The organism is Streptomyces coffeae (genome assembly GCF_016741875.1).
GTDB classification, from domain to species: domain Bacteria; phylum Actinomycetota; class Actinomycetes; order Streptomycetales; family Streptomycetaceae; genus Streptomyces; species Streptomyces coffeae.
In genome coordinates this window covers 1-15,646 of sequence record NZ_JAERRF010000022.1, presented here as the reverse complement: position 1 = coordinate 15,646, position 15,646 = coordinate 1, and the positions used below count along the sequence as shown (strand labels likewise).

18 protein-coding genes and 1 pseudogene are annotated in these 15,646 nt (G+C 71.5%); 10 read left to right on the top strand and 9 right to left on the bottom strand.

Annotation, left to right across the window (positions count from 1 at the left end; translation table 11 throughout):
* Nucleotides 1–16: 16 nt before the first annotated feature.
* Nucleotides 17–781 (bottom strand): GntR family transcriptional regulator, encoded by a 765-nt coding sequence (locus JK363_RS29635; RefSeq protein ID WP_201879796.1) that lies wholly within the window; start codon nucleotides 779–781, stop codon nucleotides 17–19.
* Between the two features lie 242 nt (nucleotides 782–1,023).
* Between JK363_RS29635 and JK363_RS29630 the strand changes: the two genes are divergently transcribed.
* A complete protein-coding gene (locus JK363_RS29630; protein WP_201879571.1) occupies nucleotides 1,024–2,454 on the top strand; it encodes an FG-GAP and VCBS repeat-containing protein in 1,431 nt (476 codons plus the stop codon).
* Between the two features lie 54 nt (nucleotides 2,455–2,508).
* On the opposite strand, the gene JK363_RS29625 is transcribed toward JK363_RS29630, so the two are convergent.
* The 3 genes and pseudogenes from JK363_RS29625 to JK363_RS29620 form a co-directional block, all read right to left on the bottom strand.
* Entirely contained in the window at nucleotides 2,509–3,798 is a 1,290-nt protein-coding gene (locus JK363_RS29625; RefSeq protein WP_201879569.1) for a cytochrome P450, read from the bottom strand.
* A gap of 89 nt (nucleotides 3,799–3,887) precedes the next feature.
* Nucleotides 3,888–4,064: pseudogene (locus JK363_RS42910) on the bottom strand (transporter substrate-binding domain-containing protein); the annotation flags it as partial.
* A 15-nt stretch (nucleotides 4,065–4,079) separates the two neighbouring features.
* Nucleotides 4,080–5,279, bottom strand: coding sequence for an RNA-guided endonuclease InsQ/TnpB family protein (locus tag JK363_RS29620; RefSeq protein ID WP_307821908.1), 1,200 nt, complete (start codon nucleotides 5,277–5,279; stop codon nucleotides 4,080–4,082).
* A gap of 116 nt (nucleotides 5,280–5,395) precedes the next feature.
* Between JK363_RS29620 and JK363_RS29615 the strand changes: the two genes are divergently transcribed.
* Complete coding sequence (locus JK363_RS29615) at nucleotides 5,396–5,545, top strand: Arc family DNA-binding protein (protein WP_307821907.1); 150 nt, start codon at nucleotides 5,396–5,398, stop codon at nucleotides 5,543–5,545.
* Nucleotides 5,546–5,793: 248 nt separating this feature from the next.
* Here JK363_RS29615 and JK363_RS29610 read toward each other — a convergent pair whose 3' ends face one another.
* The 3 genes from JK363_RS29610 to JK363_RS29600 form a co-directional block, all read right to left on the bottom strand.
* A complete protein-coding gene (locus tag JK363_RS29610) occupies nucleotides 5,794–6,447 on the bottom strand; it encodes a bifunctional 4-hydroxy-2-oxoglutarate aldolase/2-dehydro-3-deoxy-phosphogluconate aldolase (RefSeq protein ID WP_201879567.1) in 654 nt (217 codons plus the stop codon).
* Nucleotides 6,448–6,670: 223 nt separating this feature from the next.
* Entirely contained in the window at nucleotides 6,671–7,636 is a 966-nt protein-coding gene (locus tag JK363_RS29605) for a sugar kinase (RefSeq protein ID WP_201879565.1), read from the bottom strand.
* A gap of 236 nt (nucleotides 7,637–7,872) precedes the next feature.
* Complete coding sequence (locus tag JK363_RS29600; protein WP_201879563.1) at nucleotides 7,873–8,295, bottom strand: guanyl-specific ribonuclease; 423 nt, start codon at nucleotides 8,293–8,295, stop codon at nucleotides 7,873–7,875.
* A 168-nt stretch (nucleotides 8,296–8,463) separates the two neighbouring features.
* Between JK363_RS29600 and JK363_RS29595 the strand changes: the two genes are divergently transcribed.
* The 7 genes from JK363_RS29595 (at nucleotide 8,464) to JK363_RS29565 (ending at nucleotide 11,951) form a co-directional block, all read left to right on the top strand.
* Nucleotides 8,464–9,129: a helix-turn-helix domain-containing protein gene (locus JK363_RS29595; protein WP_201879561.1), complete on the top strand. Its 666-nt coding sequence runs from the start codon at nucleotides 8,464–8,466 to the stop codon at nucleotides 9,127–9,129.
* Nucleotides 9,126–9,305 (top strand): DUF6126 family protein, encoded by a 180-nt coding sequence (locus JK363_RS29590; protein ID WP_201879559.1) that lies wholly within the window; start codon nucleotides 9,126–9,128, stop codon nucleotides 9,303–9,305. The genes JK363_RS29595 and JK363_RS29590 overlap by 4 nt, the downstream gene beginning before the upstream one ends.
* A 162-nt stretch (nucleotides 9,306–9,467) precedes the next feature.
* Nucleotides 9,468–9,698: a hypothetical protein gene (locus tag JK363_RS29585; protein ID WP_201879557.1), complete on the top strand. Its 231-nt coding sequence runs from the start codon at nucleotides 9,468–9,470 to the stop codon at nucleotides 9,696–9,698.
* Nucleotides 9,695–10,240 (top strand): RNA polymerase sigma factor, encoded by a 546-nt coding sequence (locus JK363_RS29580; RefSeq protein WP_201879555.1) that lies wholly within the window; start codon nucleotides 9,695–9,697, stop codon nucleotides 10,238–10,240. The genes JK363_RS29585 and JK363_RS29580 overlap by 4 nt, the downstream gene beginning before the upstream one ends.
* The gene (locus JK363_RS29575; RefSeq protein ID WP_201879553.1) at nucleotides 10,227–10,694 is read left to right on the top strand and encodes a hypothetical protein; all 468 of its coding nucleotides are present in this window, start codon (nucleotides 10,227–10,229) and stop codon (nucleotides 10,692–10,694) included. The genes JK363_RS29580 and JK363_RS29575 overlap by 14 nt, the downstream gene beginning before the upstream one ends.
* Before the next feature lie 222 nt (nucleotides 10,695–10,916).
* Nucleotides 10,917–11,063 (top strand): hypothetical protein, encoded by a 147-nt coding sequence (locus JK363_RS29570; RefSeq protein ID WP_201879551.1) that lies wholly within the window; start codon nucleotides 10,917–10,919, stop codon nucleotides 11,061–11,063.
* A 30-nt stretch (nucleotides 11,064–11,093) separates the two neighbouring features.
* A complete protein-coding gene (locus tag JK363_RS29565) occupies nucleotides 11,094–11,951 on the top strand; it encodes an SCO6745 family protein (RefSeq protein ID WP_201879549.1) in 858 nt (285 codons plus the stop codon).
* A gap of 146 nt (nucleotides 11,952–12,097) precedes the next feature.
* Here JK363_RS29565 and alc read toward each other — a convergent pair whose 3' ends face one another.
* Nucleotides 12,098–13,243, bottom strand: coding sequence for an allantoicase (gene alc, locus JK363_RS29560; protein ID WP_201879547.1), 1,146 nt, complete (start codon nucleotides 13,241–13,243; stop codon nucleotides 12,098–12,100).
* Nucleotides 13,240–14,598 carry an allantoinase AllB gene (gene allB / locus JK363_RS29555; protein WP_372444873.1) on the bottom strand — a complete coding sequence of 453 codons (1,359 nt, stop codon included), beginning with the start codon at nucleotides 14,596–14,598 and terminating at the stop codon, nucleotides 13,240–13,242. The genes alc and allB overlap by 4 nt, the downstream gene beginning before the upstream one ends.
* Before the next feature lie 271 nt (nucleotides 14,599–14,869).
* Between allB and JK363_RS29550 the strand changes: the two genes are divergently transcribed.
* The coding region (locus JK363_RS29550; RefSeq protein ID WP_201879543.1) for an IclR family transcriptional regulator at nucleotides 14,870–15,646 on the top strand (777 nt) is incomplete at its 3' end.

Below are 15,646 nucleotides of genomic sequence, written 5' to 3'. Positions count from 1 at the left end.
CCCTCAGGGACACCGGTCAGGGACGGACCAGCAGCTGGAACTCGAAGGCGTAGCGCGAGGCGCGGTAGGTGTGCGAGCCGAACTCCACGGCCCGGCCGGTGTCGTCGAAGGTCGTACGCTCCATCGTCAGCAGCGGCGCGCCCTCCGGCTCACCGAGCTGCTCCCCCTCCTCGGCCGTGGCCGCGCGGGCGCCGACCGCCTGACGGGCGCTGTGCAGGGTGATCCCGGCGGCACGCATCAGCCGGTACAGACCGGTGTTCTCCAACTCCGCGCTGTCCAGGGTGAGCAACCCGGCGGGGAGGCGGTTGCACAGGTGGGCCATGGGCTCGCCGTGGGCCAGCCGCAGTCGCTCGATCAGCACCACCTCGGTGCCCTCCGCGATCCCGAGGGCGGCCGCGACCTCGGCGGTGGCGGGCTCGGTGGTGTTCCGCAGCACCCGGGTGGCGGGGCGCTGGCCCGCGGCCTCGAGGTCGTCGTAGAGGCTGCTCAGCTCCAGCGGGCGCTTGACCTGGCTGTGCACCACCTGGGTGCCCACCCCCCGGCGCCGCACCAACAGTCCCTTGTCGACCAGCGACTGGATGGCCTGGCGGACGGTGGGGCGGGACAGCCCGAGCCGCCCGGCCAGATCGATCTCATTGCCGAGCAGGCTCCCGGGCGCCAGCCGCCCCTGCTCGATCGCCGCCTCCAACTGCTGGGACAGCTGGAAGTACAGCGGGACCGGACTGCTGCGGTCCACGCTGAACTGGAGCTCCGCCGCGCCAGAAGAGTCTTCTCCCTGCATTGCCACGGGGCGAGCGTAGCCGGATGAGCACATGACGGGAAGTCGTGAAGTTCTGTTGTCCGGACAAACGGCCCGGCGGCTACACAGAGAGATCGGCAGCGCCGTCTCGGTGACCGGCGGCACGCCCTTCATCCATGGTCCACACGGGGGCAACCATCTGTTCGACTCGCCAGTCATAGAGCGGGGCATCGCGACACTCCCGATGGCCCCCGCCACCATTTCCTCCCATCGCAGGAGACACATTGCGCACCAAGCCCCTGCTGGCCGCGATCCTCTGCTCGACCGCGGTCCTCGGCGTATCGGGCCTGACCGCGGTTCCCGCGTCCGCGGCACCGTCGGGCCTGAAGGGTGACTTCAACGGGGACGGGTACGCCGATCTGGCCGTCGGCATGCCCAAGGCGACCGTCGACGGCAGCACCACGGCGGGCTACGTCAACGTGGTGTGGGGCGGGCCGCAGGGCCTGGGCCACACCGGATCCGTCCGGATCAGCCAGTCCAGCGCCGGGGTGCCGGGCACCGCCGAGGCGGGCGACCAGTTCGGCACGGCGGTCGCCTCCGCCGACCTCAACGGCGACGGCTACGCCGACCTGGCCGTCACCGCACCCGGCGAGCGGCTCAAGGACACCGGCACCGACCACGAGGGCACCGCCACCGTCGTCCGGGGGTCGGCCGCCGGCTTCTCCGGCGGAGTGACCGCCGCCAAGGGAAGCTGGGACGGCAGGCTCGGCCAGGAGATCGCCATCGGCGACTTCGACCACGACGGCGCCAAGGACCTCGCGCTGGCCACCGCGGGCAATGGGCAAGGCGGTGCGGCACTGCTGCGGCGCGGCCCCCTCACCGCGGGCTCGCCCGAGGACCTGTCCCTCATCTGGACCTACGCCGCCGGGGGCGCCCGCGCCATGACGACCGGCGACTTCGACGGCGACGGCACCGACGACCTCGCGGTCACCTACAAGGGCATGGAGGCGTCCGGCACCCATGTGCTGAGCCGGGGCGCCTCGGGCCGGTGGCAGCCGGGCTGGAACACCGGTGACTACGGCAGCGACATCGCCACCGGCGACTTCGACGGCGACGGCACCGCGGACCTGGCCATCGGTGAGGTCCAGGCCAACCCGGAGGCCGACGGCACCTACTGCCAGGATCGCCTCGGCGGCGCCATCGCCACCGTCTACGGCAAGCAGGGCACGGCTCTGGGCGGCAAGGTCAGCTGCACCACGCAGTCCTCGCCGTACGTGTCCGGCACCGCCGAGCCGGAGGACAACTTCGGCGGCTCGCTGGCCGTGGCCAACCTCGACCGGGACAGCATCGACGAGCTGATCGTCGGCGTCAGCCACGAGGCCGTCGGCACGGCGCAGGACGCGGGTTCGTATCTGTGGCTCGCCGCCGGTCAGGACGGCACGCTGCTGGGCCCCGCGTTCACCCAGAACTCCGCGGACGTGGAGGGGACGGCGGAGGCGGGCGACCTCTTCGGCGGGGACGTCGCCACCGGTGACTACAACGGCGACGGCTACCCCGATATCGCGGCCGGCGCGCCGGGCGAGAACGCCCGCAGCGGCGGTGTGTGGTTCGACGCCTCGCGCGAGGAGGGCGAGCAGCCCCCGGTCACTTCGACGACCCCGGCGAAGCTGGGGCTGAGCGGCGCGGTCGAGTACGGCGCGGAGCTCGGCCGGTAGCCACCGGGCGGCTCCATGGTCCGGCTGTCGCCTCCTGGCGGCAGCCGGACCGTTTCAGCGGACGCCGCCCGGGGCCGGGCTGAACTCCACCGGCAGGGCGGACAGTCCGCGCATCCAGGGGGACGGCCGCCAGACGAGCGCCTTCGGCGACACCGCGAGCCGCAGATCCGGCAGCCGGTCCAGCAGCACCTCGACCCCGGTCCGGGCGATGACCTCGGCGATCTCCTGGGCCGGGTAGGGGCAGCGGTGCGAGCCATGGCCGAAGGAGAGAAAAGCGCTGTTGCCCTCGGTGGAGGCGCGCCGGTCCGGGCGCACGTCCGGATCGGCGTTGGCGGCGGCGAAGCCGAGCAGCAGCAGATCACCGGCGTTGATCCGCTGGTCGCCCAGGACGGTGTCCCGGGTGGCCCAGCGGCCCGCGATGTTCTGGGTGGGGGTGTCCACCCACAGCACCTCGTTCATCGCCCGGCCCACGCTGTGGCGGCCGCCGGAGAGCGAGAGGGCGAACCGCTCGTCGGTGAGCATCAGCCGCAGGGTGTTGCCGATCCAGTCGGCCGTCGACTGATGGCCCGCCCCGAACATCACCATCAGATCCTGGATGATCTCCTCGTCGCGGGAGGAGTCCGTGGAGACGATCATCCGGGAGGCCACATCCGGCCCCGGGACCTGGCGCTTGGCGGCCAGCAGTTCCATCATTCCGGCACGCAGTGCCTTCTGCCCCTTCAGGGCCTTCCTGCTGCCGTCCACCACCTCGTTGAGCGAGCGCAGCAGCCGCGGTCCCATGGTGTCGGGGAAGCCGAAGACGCGGGCGATGACCAGCGCCGGGAGCAGCACCGCGTACTCCGCGACCAGATCGCTCTCACCGCGCCCGCAGAACGCGTCCACCAGCAGGTCCGCGTACTTCTCGGCCTGGTCGCGCAGCTCGTAGGGGTCGACGGCCTCCAGCGCGTTGTTGATGGTCAGCGAACGCTTACGGTGCACCTCGCCCTCGGTGTAGACCATGGCCGTGTCACCGCGGCCGATCATGGGCAGCAGGGGCCAGTCGTCGGGTATGTCGTCCCAGGCGTTCCAGCCGCTGGAATCGCGGGTGAACAGCGCTGGGTCGCTGGTCAGTTGGCGCAGCTCGCGATAACCCATCACCAGCCAGGCGGGTATGCCGCCCTCGAGCAGCACCGGGGCCACCGCCCCGTGTTCGCGCCGCATATCGGCGTACATCCGCGCCGGGTCGGTCTGGAACCCCGGCCCGCTGAGCGGCCGGGCGCCGGAGTGGGCGGGGCAGCCGGACGGCGGGGCGGTGGTGCCGGACGTGGTCGCGGCGCTCCCGGAGCGTTCGAGGTGCGCTGTCATCGATCAGTCCCTATGACACATGAGTGATGTAAACCCGGGTCAATATAGGTCAGTCGAGGCAGCGTGGGGAGTCTCGCACGCAAGCTTGGTCAGAACTTCAACCACTCATCCTCGTACGTGCGGTACGTGCCGTCATGCGTGGCCACATGGACCCACTGATCGACGTAGTCCTTGAACTGCGTGTCCCCGCGCGGCAGGGCGTACGCCTTCTCGGCGAACGAGAACGGCTTGTCCGGGTGGACCGCGCACAGTTCGGGGTGGATCTTGACATCCTCCCCCTCTTAAAAGAGGGGGATTCCAACCCAGGTGGGTTGAGGTTCACGGGCGCTCGAACGGCCGGTGGCCGTTGTCACCCTTCCGGCACCGGCTGATCGCCGGGGGCGGGGAATCCCGCCCCGTCCTGCCGCGACGTTGATTGCTGAGTTCTCGTCCGCGTTGCAGGTGAAGCCGCAGGATACGCACTCGAAGTCGGCTTGGCTCTTGCGCGACTTCTTCTCGATCCATCCGCAGGCACTGCACCGCAGGGAAGTGTACGGGGCGGGAACATCCTCCACACGGCCGGGGGCCTTGTGCTCGGTACGCTGACGTAGCAGGCCCCAGCCCTGGGCGAGGATTCCCCGGTTAAGTCCTGCCTTCTGGCGGACGTTCTTGCCGGACTGCCCGGCGGTTCCCTTCGCCGAGCGGGTCATGTTCGTGATGTTCAGCTTCTCGAACCGGATCAGGTCGCAGGACTGAGCAAGCATGGTGCTGGTCTTCTCGCACCAGTCCTTGCGCCGGTTCGCCTCACGTGCCTTGAGCTTCGCGACCTTCGCGTACTCGACCGTCTTGTGCGCACTGCCCTTCGGGGCACGAGCAGCCCGCCGCTGATGCTTCCGGATCCGGGCGCGTTCCCCGACAGTGAGCTGCGGGCAGTTCAGCTTCCGCCCGTCGGACAGGGCTGCGGTGATGGTCACGCCCCGGTCGATGCCGACGACCTCGCCCGTTCCGGGCCTCTCGATCGGCTCGGGTATCACAGCGAACGCTAGGTGCCACTGGTTGTTCCTGAACGAGATGCGGAACGTCTTCGAGCTGGGCAGCTCGGAGCGGGTGAGACGGAAGCGGACCCACCCGCAACCGGGGACCTTGACCTGCGCCCAACGCCGGTTGAGCTTCTGCACCACCACCAACCGGCCCATGACCTGCTTGCCGGTCTTCGGGTTCAGCTTCGGTAACCCATCCGGCTCGAACTCGGGCACACGGTCCGTCCCGATGACGCGGAAGCCTTCGTGCTGGTACTTCTTTCGCCAGGTCGGCTCACCGAACCCGGACGTGAAGCGGGCGTTCTTGGCCTTGGCGAAGTCCTTCAGCGCCTGCTGCTGCACATCCGCATTCCCAGCGCCAAGCCATTCGTTATCGCGCCGGGCCCCGGTGAGCTGACGGCACTGCTCGGCGAAGCCGGGGGCCGGCTTCTTGCCGCTGCGCCAGTGCGAGTGCTGCTCCACAGCAAGGTTCCAGACACCGGGCGTGCGCGCAGTGCAAGAGCATCTGCTCCGCCTGCGCAGGCGTCGGGTACATCCGGAAACGTGACATGCCGTCACTGTAGTGGCACAATGACGGCGTGATCAAGTTCACCTTGCGCATCCCCGACGACATGCACGAACGGCTGACCGCTCAGGCAGAGACCGACCGGCGATCCCTCAACTCAGAGATCCTGCACCTGCTTGAAGTCGCTCTCACCACCGTGGGTGGAGACGACGAATCACCCTGACGGCGATTCGTCTTTCCCTGCCCCGCTACGCAGGAGCAGGCATTCACCCCGGCCCTGAAGGACCGGGCACCCTGCCCGACCGGGCGCCCTGCCCGGAAAGAGAGGCGTTCCGTGGTGGGTACGGCCGTCGGCGGGCGGTGCCGCGGACCCGGCGGCCAGGGCCGAGCCCGCGGTGGCCGTTCAGGTGAACCCGTTGACCATCAGCCGGGACGCCGGGAGCCCTGGCGCCAACACCCGGACGAGCGCCGTCAGTACGGCTCGGGGTCGGGGTCGAGCGGCGGGCCCACATCGGCGAGCCGGGCCAGCAGCTCGGCGACCCGCTTGGCCACGGTGTCCCGGTCGCCCTCGGCCAGCGACGCGCCCATCCCGCAGGCCACCGCGCCCGCGGCGATCCACTCCGGGGCCTCGGCCACACTCACCCCGCCCGTGGGGATCACGGCCGCCTGGGGCAGCGCGGCCCGTACGTCTCTGACCCAGCCGGGGCCATAGGCCGAAGCGGGGAACAACTTGAGGGCGTCCGCGCCCAGCTCCAGGGCGCGCACCGCCTCGGTGGGGGTGGCCACACCGGGGAAGACGGGCAGCCCGTAGCGGTGGCCGGTGCGGATGACCTCGGCGTCCAGGCTCGGGGACACCAGGAAGCGGGCGCCCGCGTCGGCGGCCATCCGGGCGGAGGTGGCGTCGAGCACCGTGCCCGCGCCGATCACCGCGTCATTGCCGACCTCCCGGATCAGCGTGGTGACCGCCTCCAGCGCGAAGGGGGTGGTCAGTGAGATCTCCAGGCCGGCTATACCGGCGGAGAGCAGGCTGTCCGCGGTGGCCGTGGCACGGTCGTAGCTGTCGCTCCGTACGATCGCCAGGACGCGCTGCGCGAGCGCGGCCCGGGTGGTCTCCCAGCGGTACACGGCAGTCGCCGCCTTTCCTCTCCGAGGTGCTGACTGGGTGGTGCCGCGCCGGATTGCCCGGGGGATATGCGGCACGTGCGGTGTGCGGTTGACGATGTGCGGTGCTGCGATGGGCTCGGGTGGCGGGGTGAGCGGAGGAGCGGGCTTTCCGTCGGGGTACGGCGGGTTCGGTACGGGTGCGGTACGGGTGTGCTGGGACGAGCCTACGGACCCGGCGGCCGGGTCAGCGGTGGACCCGGTCCCCACCGTCGGCGACTTGGGCGAGCGCACGGTCCCGGGCGGCGGCGGTGGGCAGTCCGTCGGTGTCGGTGGCGGCCTGCACGGCGAGCGCGGCCACACAGGCGGCCTCGGCGAGCGCGCGGTGCTCGCGCAAGCTCCGCAGCCGGGCCGAGAGATAGCCCGCCGCGAAGGCGTCACCGGCGCCTATCGGATCGACGACCGGCACCGCATGGGGCGTCTGGTGCCAACTGCCGTCCGCGGTCCGCACGGTGGCGGAGTGGTCGGGGTGCTTGATCACGACCTCCTGGGCGGCGCCGCGCAGCAGCTCCTCCGCGGCCTCGTCGGCGGGCTGGGCGGTCAGCAGCTCCAACTCGTCCTCCCCCGCGAGGACGATGTCCGCCTCGCGCATCAGCGTGCCCGCCGTCTGGGCCCATTGGGCGGCTCCGCCCAGCTTGTGCCGGACGTTCGGATCGAAGGACACCTGGGCCCCGGCCGCGCGGGCCAGCTCCACCAGCCGCCGGCTGGCCGCCGCGGCGGTCGGCGAGAGCATGGGGGTGATCCCGGAGAGGTGCAACAGCCGGGCGCCCTCGACGGATTCGGGGCGTATCTGCTCGGGGGTGAGCCGGGAGGCGGCCGAACCCATGCGGTAGTACTGCACATCGATGGCGCGGTGCGGATGGCTGTCGCGCATCAGCAGCCCGGTGGGGGCGTGATCGTCCACGATGGCATGGCCGACGTCCACACAGTCCGCGCGCAGCTCGCGCAGCACGGCCTCGCCCGCCGGATCGGCGCCGACGCGGCCGAGCCAGCGCACTCCGTGGCCGAGCCGGGCCAGACCCACGGCCACGTTGGACTCCGCCCCCGCCACCGAGCGGCGGAAGTGCACGGCACGGTCCAGCGGAACTCCGGGCTCTGCCAGCAGAAGCAGCATCGCTTCACCGCATGTGACCACGTCCGGGCCGTTCGCCACCGGTGCCTCCCCACACGTCCGCTACCACCGAAACGGTAGCGGCAGGCGCTGACAAGAGGCCGCGCGGGGTTCGGGGAGGGCCGCCGGATCGTATGCCGTCCGCGGCGCCGCCCGGCGCTGCCACCGGGGCGCGCGGCGGCCGTCGTCGCCGGGGACACGCCTCGCGGCCGCTGCCCTGTTCCCAGGGCAGCGGCCGCGATCGTGGGGGGTGGCGGTTCTCGGTCCGGTGGGCCGGTTCAGCAGCCGCGGTCCACCAGGTCGAAGGACTCGTAGTGGTCGGCCGTGTAGTAGTCCTCGTTCTCCTTCTCGCCGGTGACGACGCGGCGGGCACCGCGGTCCGGTGAGCCAGGGGTCTTGACCGTGAACTCGTGGTAGTAGCCGGAGGACTGGTCCGGGAGGATGCCCTCGCGGTTGTCGAAGACGGTGCCGTCCTGCGGGTACGGGTAGGGGCCGCCCTTCTCGATCAGGTCGAGGGTGTCATGGGCCTGATCGGGGAGGTTCGAGTAGCAGATCTTGCCGACATCAGCGGTGGCCTGGACCGAGACGACGCTGTGGGGCGCCGGGGCGGCGGTGGCCGTGACGGCCGTTCCACCGATCAGCAGCGTCGAGGCGAGGGCGCCCAGGGCACCGATGCGGGCAATCCGTGGGGGGATTTTCATGGGACTAGCATGACGCGCGTAGAGGATGGCATGTCAATGCCAACTGCCCTGTGTTACCGAGGAGTTCACAAGACCTCCGCGAAATACCGGACCGGTGGGGAAAAGGTAACTTTTGCCTCTCGGGCAAAACTTTTGCCCCTCGGGCGAAGCACTGGCTATACCGGAGATATGACTCCGTTCCCCGGCGGGCCCCATGACCGGCCCCTCGACGGACCCGGCGACGGACCGCCGGCCGAACTGCCCGTCGTCGCTCCGCGCCTGCGTGAGCTGCGACGGCGCAGCGGTCTGACGCTGGAGGCCGCCGCCCGGCGGGTCGGCCTCTCCCCCGCCCATCTGTCCCGGCTGGAGACGGGCCGGCGCCAGCCGTCGCTGCCCATGCTGCTGGCCTTGGCCCGTACCTACGGCACCACGGTATCCGACCTGCTCGGCGAGGCCCCGCCGGAGCGGGACCCGATCGTCCGGGCGGACCGGATGGAGCCCCAGGAGGCGGGCGGCTGGACGTACTGGCGGGCCGGGGGCTCGGGCCGGGCCATGCAGGCGCTGCGGGTGCACGTCCCGGAGCGGTCCGGCGCCCAGGACACCCTGGTGCGGGTCCACCCCGGCGAGGAGTGGCTGTACATCACCCGGGGACGGCTGCGGCTGGCGCTCGGTGAGGCGGTCCACGTACTCGCCGAGGGCGACTCCGCCCATTTCGACTCCCTCACCCCGCACCGCATCGCCGCCGCCTCGCCCGGCGGCACGGATCTGCTCTTCGTCCACACACTGCTCCAGAGCGGCGCGGCCGAGGTGTGCCTCGGCGACGCCGCCCGCGGAGGAAGGCCCGGTACGCCATGAACGAGACAACCGCCCAGAACACGTCCGGGGCCATGGGCGCACACCCGGCCAAGGGCGCCAACGAGGAGGATCGGGCGCCGATGACGTTCACCGTCCGGGTCTTCATCTACCTCGTCGGCGTGCACTTCATCGCCGCCTTCCTCTTCCTGCTCTTCTATCTGGCGGGCGCCAAGTAGCCCTTCGGGGAAGGTTTTTCGGGATTTTCGGCGCCCGGTGACGGATCCGGCCGCTCGGCGGCGTCTACAGGATGGTCGCCGCACTTCTCCGGCGGCCATCGGACTCGGCCCCACTGGGACCGGGGTCCGAGGCGATCGATACACCGAGAGGGGGAGCCGTCGATGCCCGCAGTCGACGACGCCTTCCCGCGCGACCTCGCGACGCGCCCCGGGCCGGAGCACAGGGCCACCCAGGTCCTGCCCGACGTCCGCACCACCGCCCGCGAGTTCACCCCCGGCATGCACCCGACGCCGCGCCACGGCGTCGGTCTCCCGCTGCCGGGCCATCCGTCAGCCGCCCCGACGACGACGCGCGCAGCCGGCGTGCCGTCTGTCACCGGGAGGACCGCATGAGCGAGGAGTTCGACGCCCGGGAGGACTTCCGGACCTGGCTGTACGCCGGCACCGGTCCACTCCGTCTGACCGCGCGCAGGCACGCTCGCGATCACCAGGCCGCGGACGACACCGTACAGACCGTACTGGAGAGCTTCTGGAAGAAGTGGGACAACGCGGAATTCCGCGAAAAGGTCAAGAACACACCTGGATACGCACAGCGTTGCGTCATCAATGCCTGGCGCTCCACGGAGCGAAGCGAAGCCGCGGAACGTGAGCGTCTCAAGAAATACAGCTCCGGTGAGCCGGTACCGGAAACCCAGGACCTGTACTCCGACATCGAGTGGAAGCTGAGCTTACCGCCGATGCTGGAACAGCTCGAACCCACCTGGCGTTCCGTGATTGAACTCCGGTACCGACAGGGAAAGTCGTTCGCCGAGATAGCCGCCATCATGGGCATCTCGGAATCGACCGCCCGCCGATACGACAAGGGGGCGCTCAATGCCCTCGCACAAGCCGAACGGGCATGGGGAGAGAAAGGAGGGCGAGATGGACGTGGTTGAACGTCTCGCCCTGGCATCCCAGCACCCTTCCCCGGATTCGGTTCGGCCCGACACGGAGGCATTCCTCACCCGGGTCTTCCCGGAGCTGGGGGCTGCCTCCCCACCGGCCTCTGCCATCGGGGCCGACCGCTTTGCGGTCGGCCCCGGGCAGGCCGTATCCGAGGACGGCGCCGTCCAGGAGTCCCGGGAGGGTCTCCTGGACGAGCTCCGGGAAATCAGCCGTGACAGCGACGGCGGAAAGGACGGAAGCAGACTCCGACGCATTGCGGAAATCGTGGAGCTTCTGGACGGCGAGGAAGCGGCCTGTGCGTGGTGGCGCCACGCGGCGCAGGCCGGCGACGCGGTAGCGCTCGCGGTCGTCGAGGATATCGCGATCGAACAGCACCACCCAGGAGAACGGCCCAGCGTTTTCCTGGACAACTGCTCGGCCATCCCCCCATGGGGGAGGGGATGACACGAGCAGTGATGGCCCGTGCGAAGGCCGCGAACACGGGGTCGCGGATGCGCGCGGGAGAACGCTTACGAACGGGATAAGCGTAAGCGTTGAACGAGTGGGGCCCGGTCTTGGATCCAAGGGGGATATCCGAGACCGGGCCTTTCGATATGTGCGGCACCATGACAGAATTCCGGCCCTGGCTGCGTCTCCTGGGTGGAACCGCCTTGAGGAGGCAGCGCAGTGAAGAAGACCCGCGAGAACCGGCGCAGGCACTGGACGGCGAGCCGGACCTACGCGAAGAAGGGCGTCCGCGTCGCGTTCGGTGCGACGATCGCCTCACTGGTCAGGCTGGGCTGGGAGCACGTACGCCGGGAACACGGCTGGTGACCCGCCCCGGCCGGGAGAGGAGCAAGGACGATGGTCGCCACCGCACCGGCGCGGGCCCGCGCCCTGTGGGCCCTGTTCGAACCGATCCACGCGGTCACCTATTTCGCGCCGGAGGCCCTGACCGCCTACCAGGACGCGGGGCTGCGCGGCTTCTGGCGCGGCTACTTCGCGGGGCGCGCCGCGCCCCTGGGCCCGGTCGGCCCGGAGCCCGTTGTCGCGGCGTTCTTCAACTTCGCCCCCGCGATGGTGGCGCGTGCCCTGCCGGACGTCTGGGCGGTGGCCCCGCCCGAGCGGGTGCTGGAGATCCGCCGTACGGGGGCCGTGGCGGCCCTGCGGCGGCTGCTCGCCGGGCAGGAGGCCGCGGTGGAACGCGCCGCCGAGACCCTGGTGCCCCGCTCCGCCGGTCTCGACAGCGCGGGCCGCGTCCTGACCGCGGCCAACACCGCACTGGACTTCCCCGACAAGCCCGTGGAGCGGCTGTGGCACGCCGCCACCCTGCTGCGCGAGCACCGCGGCGACGGCCATGTGGCGGCCCTGGTCGCCGCGGGCCTGGACGGCTGCGAAGCGCTGGTCCTCCGCGCGGGCGACGATCTGCCCCGCGCCGAACTCCAGCCCTACCGCGGCTGGACCGACCAGGAGTGGGAGGCGGCCGGGACCCGGCTGACCGACCGCGGACTGCTGAAACCGGACGGTGCCGCGACCGAGAACGGGCGCGAGCTGCTGCGCGCGGTGGAGTCCGCCACCGACCGCGCGGCCGAACGCCCCTGGCGGCCGCTGGACGTCGAGGAGACCTCGGCCCTGACGGCCCTGCTGACGCCGCTGGCCACCGCCTGCTCGACGGTGCTGCGCTTCCCCAATCCGATCGGAGTGCCGAAGCCGCCGGGGTGACCGGTCGGCCGGGGGAGACACGGTCCTCCCCCGGCGTGGGTGCCCCGGCGCGGGCGTGCCCCTCATCCGATCCGGTAGCGTGCCACCGTCCACAAGTGGCCGGGAGATCCCCGTAGTTGGGGATCGTCCGCGTCCGCTACCTGTCGTCAGCCGCCCAGCTCCGTATGGCGCTCGGCCAGTCGCTTCGCTCCCTCCTCCGTAAGGGTCCCGTGAAGCCGCAGCCGGGCGACCCCGCCGTCGGGGTGGATGTCGAGCCGCACATGGGTCACCGGCGAGGCGTCGTCCAGTGGCAGCCGGTGGACGGTGTCGGGCTGGAGCCGGGTGCGGGGCAGGAGTTCGGTCCAGCCGGGGGCCGAGTGGTCGGAAGGGTCGGCGCCGGTCGTCGCGTCGAGGCCGTACAGCGTGGCCCAGCCCGCCGCGTTGCCCTTGTAGCAGCCGGTGTCGATCTCCACGGCCCGGATCCGGGAGTTGCCGGCGAGCCGGTAACGGACCCAGTCGTGGCCGGTGTCGCGGCGGCGGCGGGTCTCCCAGCCCTCGTCCATCCGCTGGGAGCGGCCCGGCCGGATGGAGTTGGCAGGCGGGGAGAAGAAGCGGTCGGAGGCGTCCTCGGCCACTCCGCCGTTCTCCAGGGCGGCCAGGTCGAAGGTGGAGAGCGCGGTGAGCCACTCCGGGTCGGGGGCCACCTCGCCGTGGACCCGGAGCCGGGCGATCCCGCCGTCGGGGTACTGCGCGAGCCGCAGGTGGGTGAAGCGGCGCGGTACGGAGACCTCGAAGCCGTTGGCCGCGTGGCCGCCCACCGGGGTGCGCGGGACGAGTTCGGTCCACGCCACATCGTCGGCGAGCAGTTCCTCCGGGGACGGCGCGCCGGGGACACAGGCCGCCTCCACACCCACCGCCTGCGGGTAGTTGCCGCGGAAGTGGGCGGTGTCGACGACGATGCCGTGGACGACCCCGGGCGCGCCCAGGCGGATCAGGGCCCAGTCGTGGTCGGTGGCGGCGGGGTGCGGGGTGTCGGCCGAGGCGCCGCGCCGCCGCCGGGTCTCCCAGCCGTCCATGACCTTGCCCTTGTGGCCGTAGGACTCGGGGTCGAAGCGCGGCGCATGGGGCTTGAGCAGATTCTCGCGCTCGGCGAAGAACTCGTCGTTGGCCGCGATGACGCTGCCGCCCAGCCGCCGGTCGGCCAGGTCGGTGAGGTGGGCGAAGGCGAAGTCGGCGGAGCGGTAGTCGGCGGAGGGGTCGCCGCCGCCGTACGGTTCGGCGTCACCGGTGAAGCGGGGTAGGGGCGCGGTCATGCGCGGAGCTGCCTTTCCAGGAGTCGGCCGGTGGGTTCGGTGGGGATGCCGTGGTCGGCGATCTTCCGTCCGCGCAGCCAGGTGGACCGTACGACGCCGTGGAGGGTTCTGCCCGCGTAGGCGGTGACCTGGTTGCGGTGGTGGAGCGCGGTGGGGTCGACGGTGAAGGTCTCGTCGGGCGCGAGCACCGCGAAGTCGGCGTCGTGGCCCGCGGCGACGGCGCCCTTGAGGCGGTCGAGGCCGACGAGGGCGGCGGGCCCGGCGGACATCCAGCGCACCACGTCATGGAGGGTGTGGCCGCGGCGCCGGGCCTCGGTCCAGACCGCGGACAGGCCGAGCTGGAGCGAGGAGATGCCGCCCCAGGCGCCGCCGAAGTCGCCGGTCTTGAGGTCGGCGGTGCACGGCGAGTGGTCGGAGACGACGCAGTCGATGGTGCCGTCGGCCAGCCCCTGCCACAGCGCGTCCTGGTTGGCGGCCTCGCGGATGGGCGGACAGCATTTGAACTCGGTGGCGCCGTCCGGGACTTCCTCGGCGGTGAGGGTCAGGAAGTGCGGACAGGTCTCGACGGTCACGCGGACGCCGTCGCTCCGCGCGGCGGCGATGAGCGGCAGGGCCTCGGCGGAGGAGAGATGGAGGATGTGGACGCGGGCGTCCAGCTCCCGTGCCAGCTCCACCAGCCGCTCGATCGCCCGGTTCTCGGCGTCACGCGGGCGCGAGGCGAGGAAGTCGGCGTAGGCCGGGCCGCTCGGTGCCGGGGCGCCCTCGATGAGGTGCGGGTCCTCGGCGTGCACGATGAGCAGTCCGCCGAAGCCCGCGATCTCGCGGAGGGCGCTGTGCAGTCCGGCCGGGGTCAGCTGCGGGAACTCGTCCACGCCGGAGGGCAGCAGAAAGCATTTGAAGCCCAGGACGCCCGCGTCGTGCAGCGGTTTCAGATCCGCCGCGTTGCCCGGCACGGCCCCGCCCCAGAAGCCGACGTCGACATGGGCCGCCCGGCGGGCGACGGCCCGCTTGATCTCCAGGGCTTCGACGGTGGTGGTCGGGGGGATGCTGTTGAGCGGCATGTCGACCAGGGTGGTGATCCCGCCCGCGGCGGCCGCGCGGGTGGCGGAGCCGAACCCCTCCCACTCGGTGCGGCCGGGGTCGTTGACATGGACGTGGGTGTCGACGAGACCGGGCAGCAGGACGTCGTCCCCGAGCTCCTCAATCCGGGCTCGGGGCGGGACCGGGGCGTCGTACGGCAGGACGGCGGCGATCGTCCCCGTGGCCAGGGATACGGCGACGGACGCCGCGCGCGGGCCCTCCGGGGTGACGACGTGTGTCGAGCGCAGCACCAGCTCGGGTTCCGGATCGGCCACCCGCATCCTCCTCGGCTTCCAGGTTCTCCCGGATTTCGGAAATCCACTCCAGAAATCAACATTCTGTTGAAGCTCGAAGTCTTCACCCCGCCACCGGCCCGGTCAAGACCCCGTCGGCCGGGGCTCCGCCGCCGGGGCCGTGACCGGCGGCAACAGCCTTCCAAAGGCGCTGTGGGCACGGTTGCGGCCCGGTAGGCTGCCCGTGGCCGGCCGGCTGCGGATCGTCGCCGCGCACGGTCCGGTACCAGCCGCTGTGAAAGGAACCGCCGACGTGCCGTCCGCCGAGCCCAAGACCGCCGCCAGCTCCGGCGGCGTCCAGTCCCTCGAGCGCGCCTTCGATCTGCTGGAGCGCATGGCGGACGCCGGGGGCGAGGTGGGTTTGAGCGAACTCTCCACCGCGAGCGGGCTGCCGCTGCCCACCATCCACCGGCTGATGCGCACGCTGGTGGCCTGCGGCTATGTACGTCAGCAGCCCAACCGGCGCTATGCCCTCGGGCCGCGGCTGATCCGGCTCGGGGAGAGCTCCGCCCGGCTGCTGGGGACCTGGGCGCGGCCGTATCTGGCGCGGCTGGTGGAGGAGACCGGCGAGACCGCCAATATGGCCCTCCTCGACGGCGACGAGGTGGTGTACGTCGCCCAGGTGCCGTCCCGCCACTCGATGCGGATGTTCACCGAGGTCGGCCGGCGGGTACTGCCGCACACCACCGGTGTCGGCAAGGCGCTGCTGGCCGCCGCTCCCCCGGACGAGGTGCGCGCCCTGCTGGCACGTACCGGGATGCCGCCGGCGACCCCCCGGACGATCACCTCGCCGGAGGAGTACCTCGACGCGCTGCGCCGGGTGCGCGAGACGGGCTACGCGGTGGACGACAACGAGCAGGAGATGGGGGTGCGCTGCCTCGCGGTGCCGGTGCCCGACTCCCCGACCGCGGCGGCCATCTCGATCTCGGGTCCGGCGGGCCGGGTGACCGAGGAGGCCACCGACGTCATCGTGCCGATCCTCAAGGAGGTCGCGGCCGAGTTGTCGGGCGCGCTGGCGAGCACCGGATCC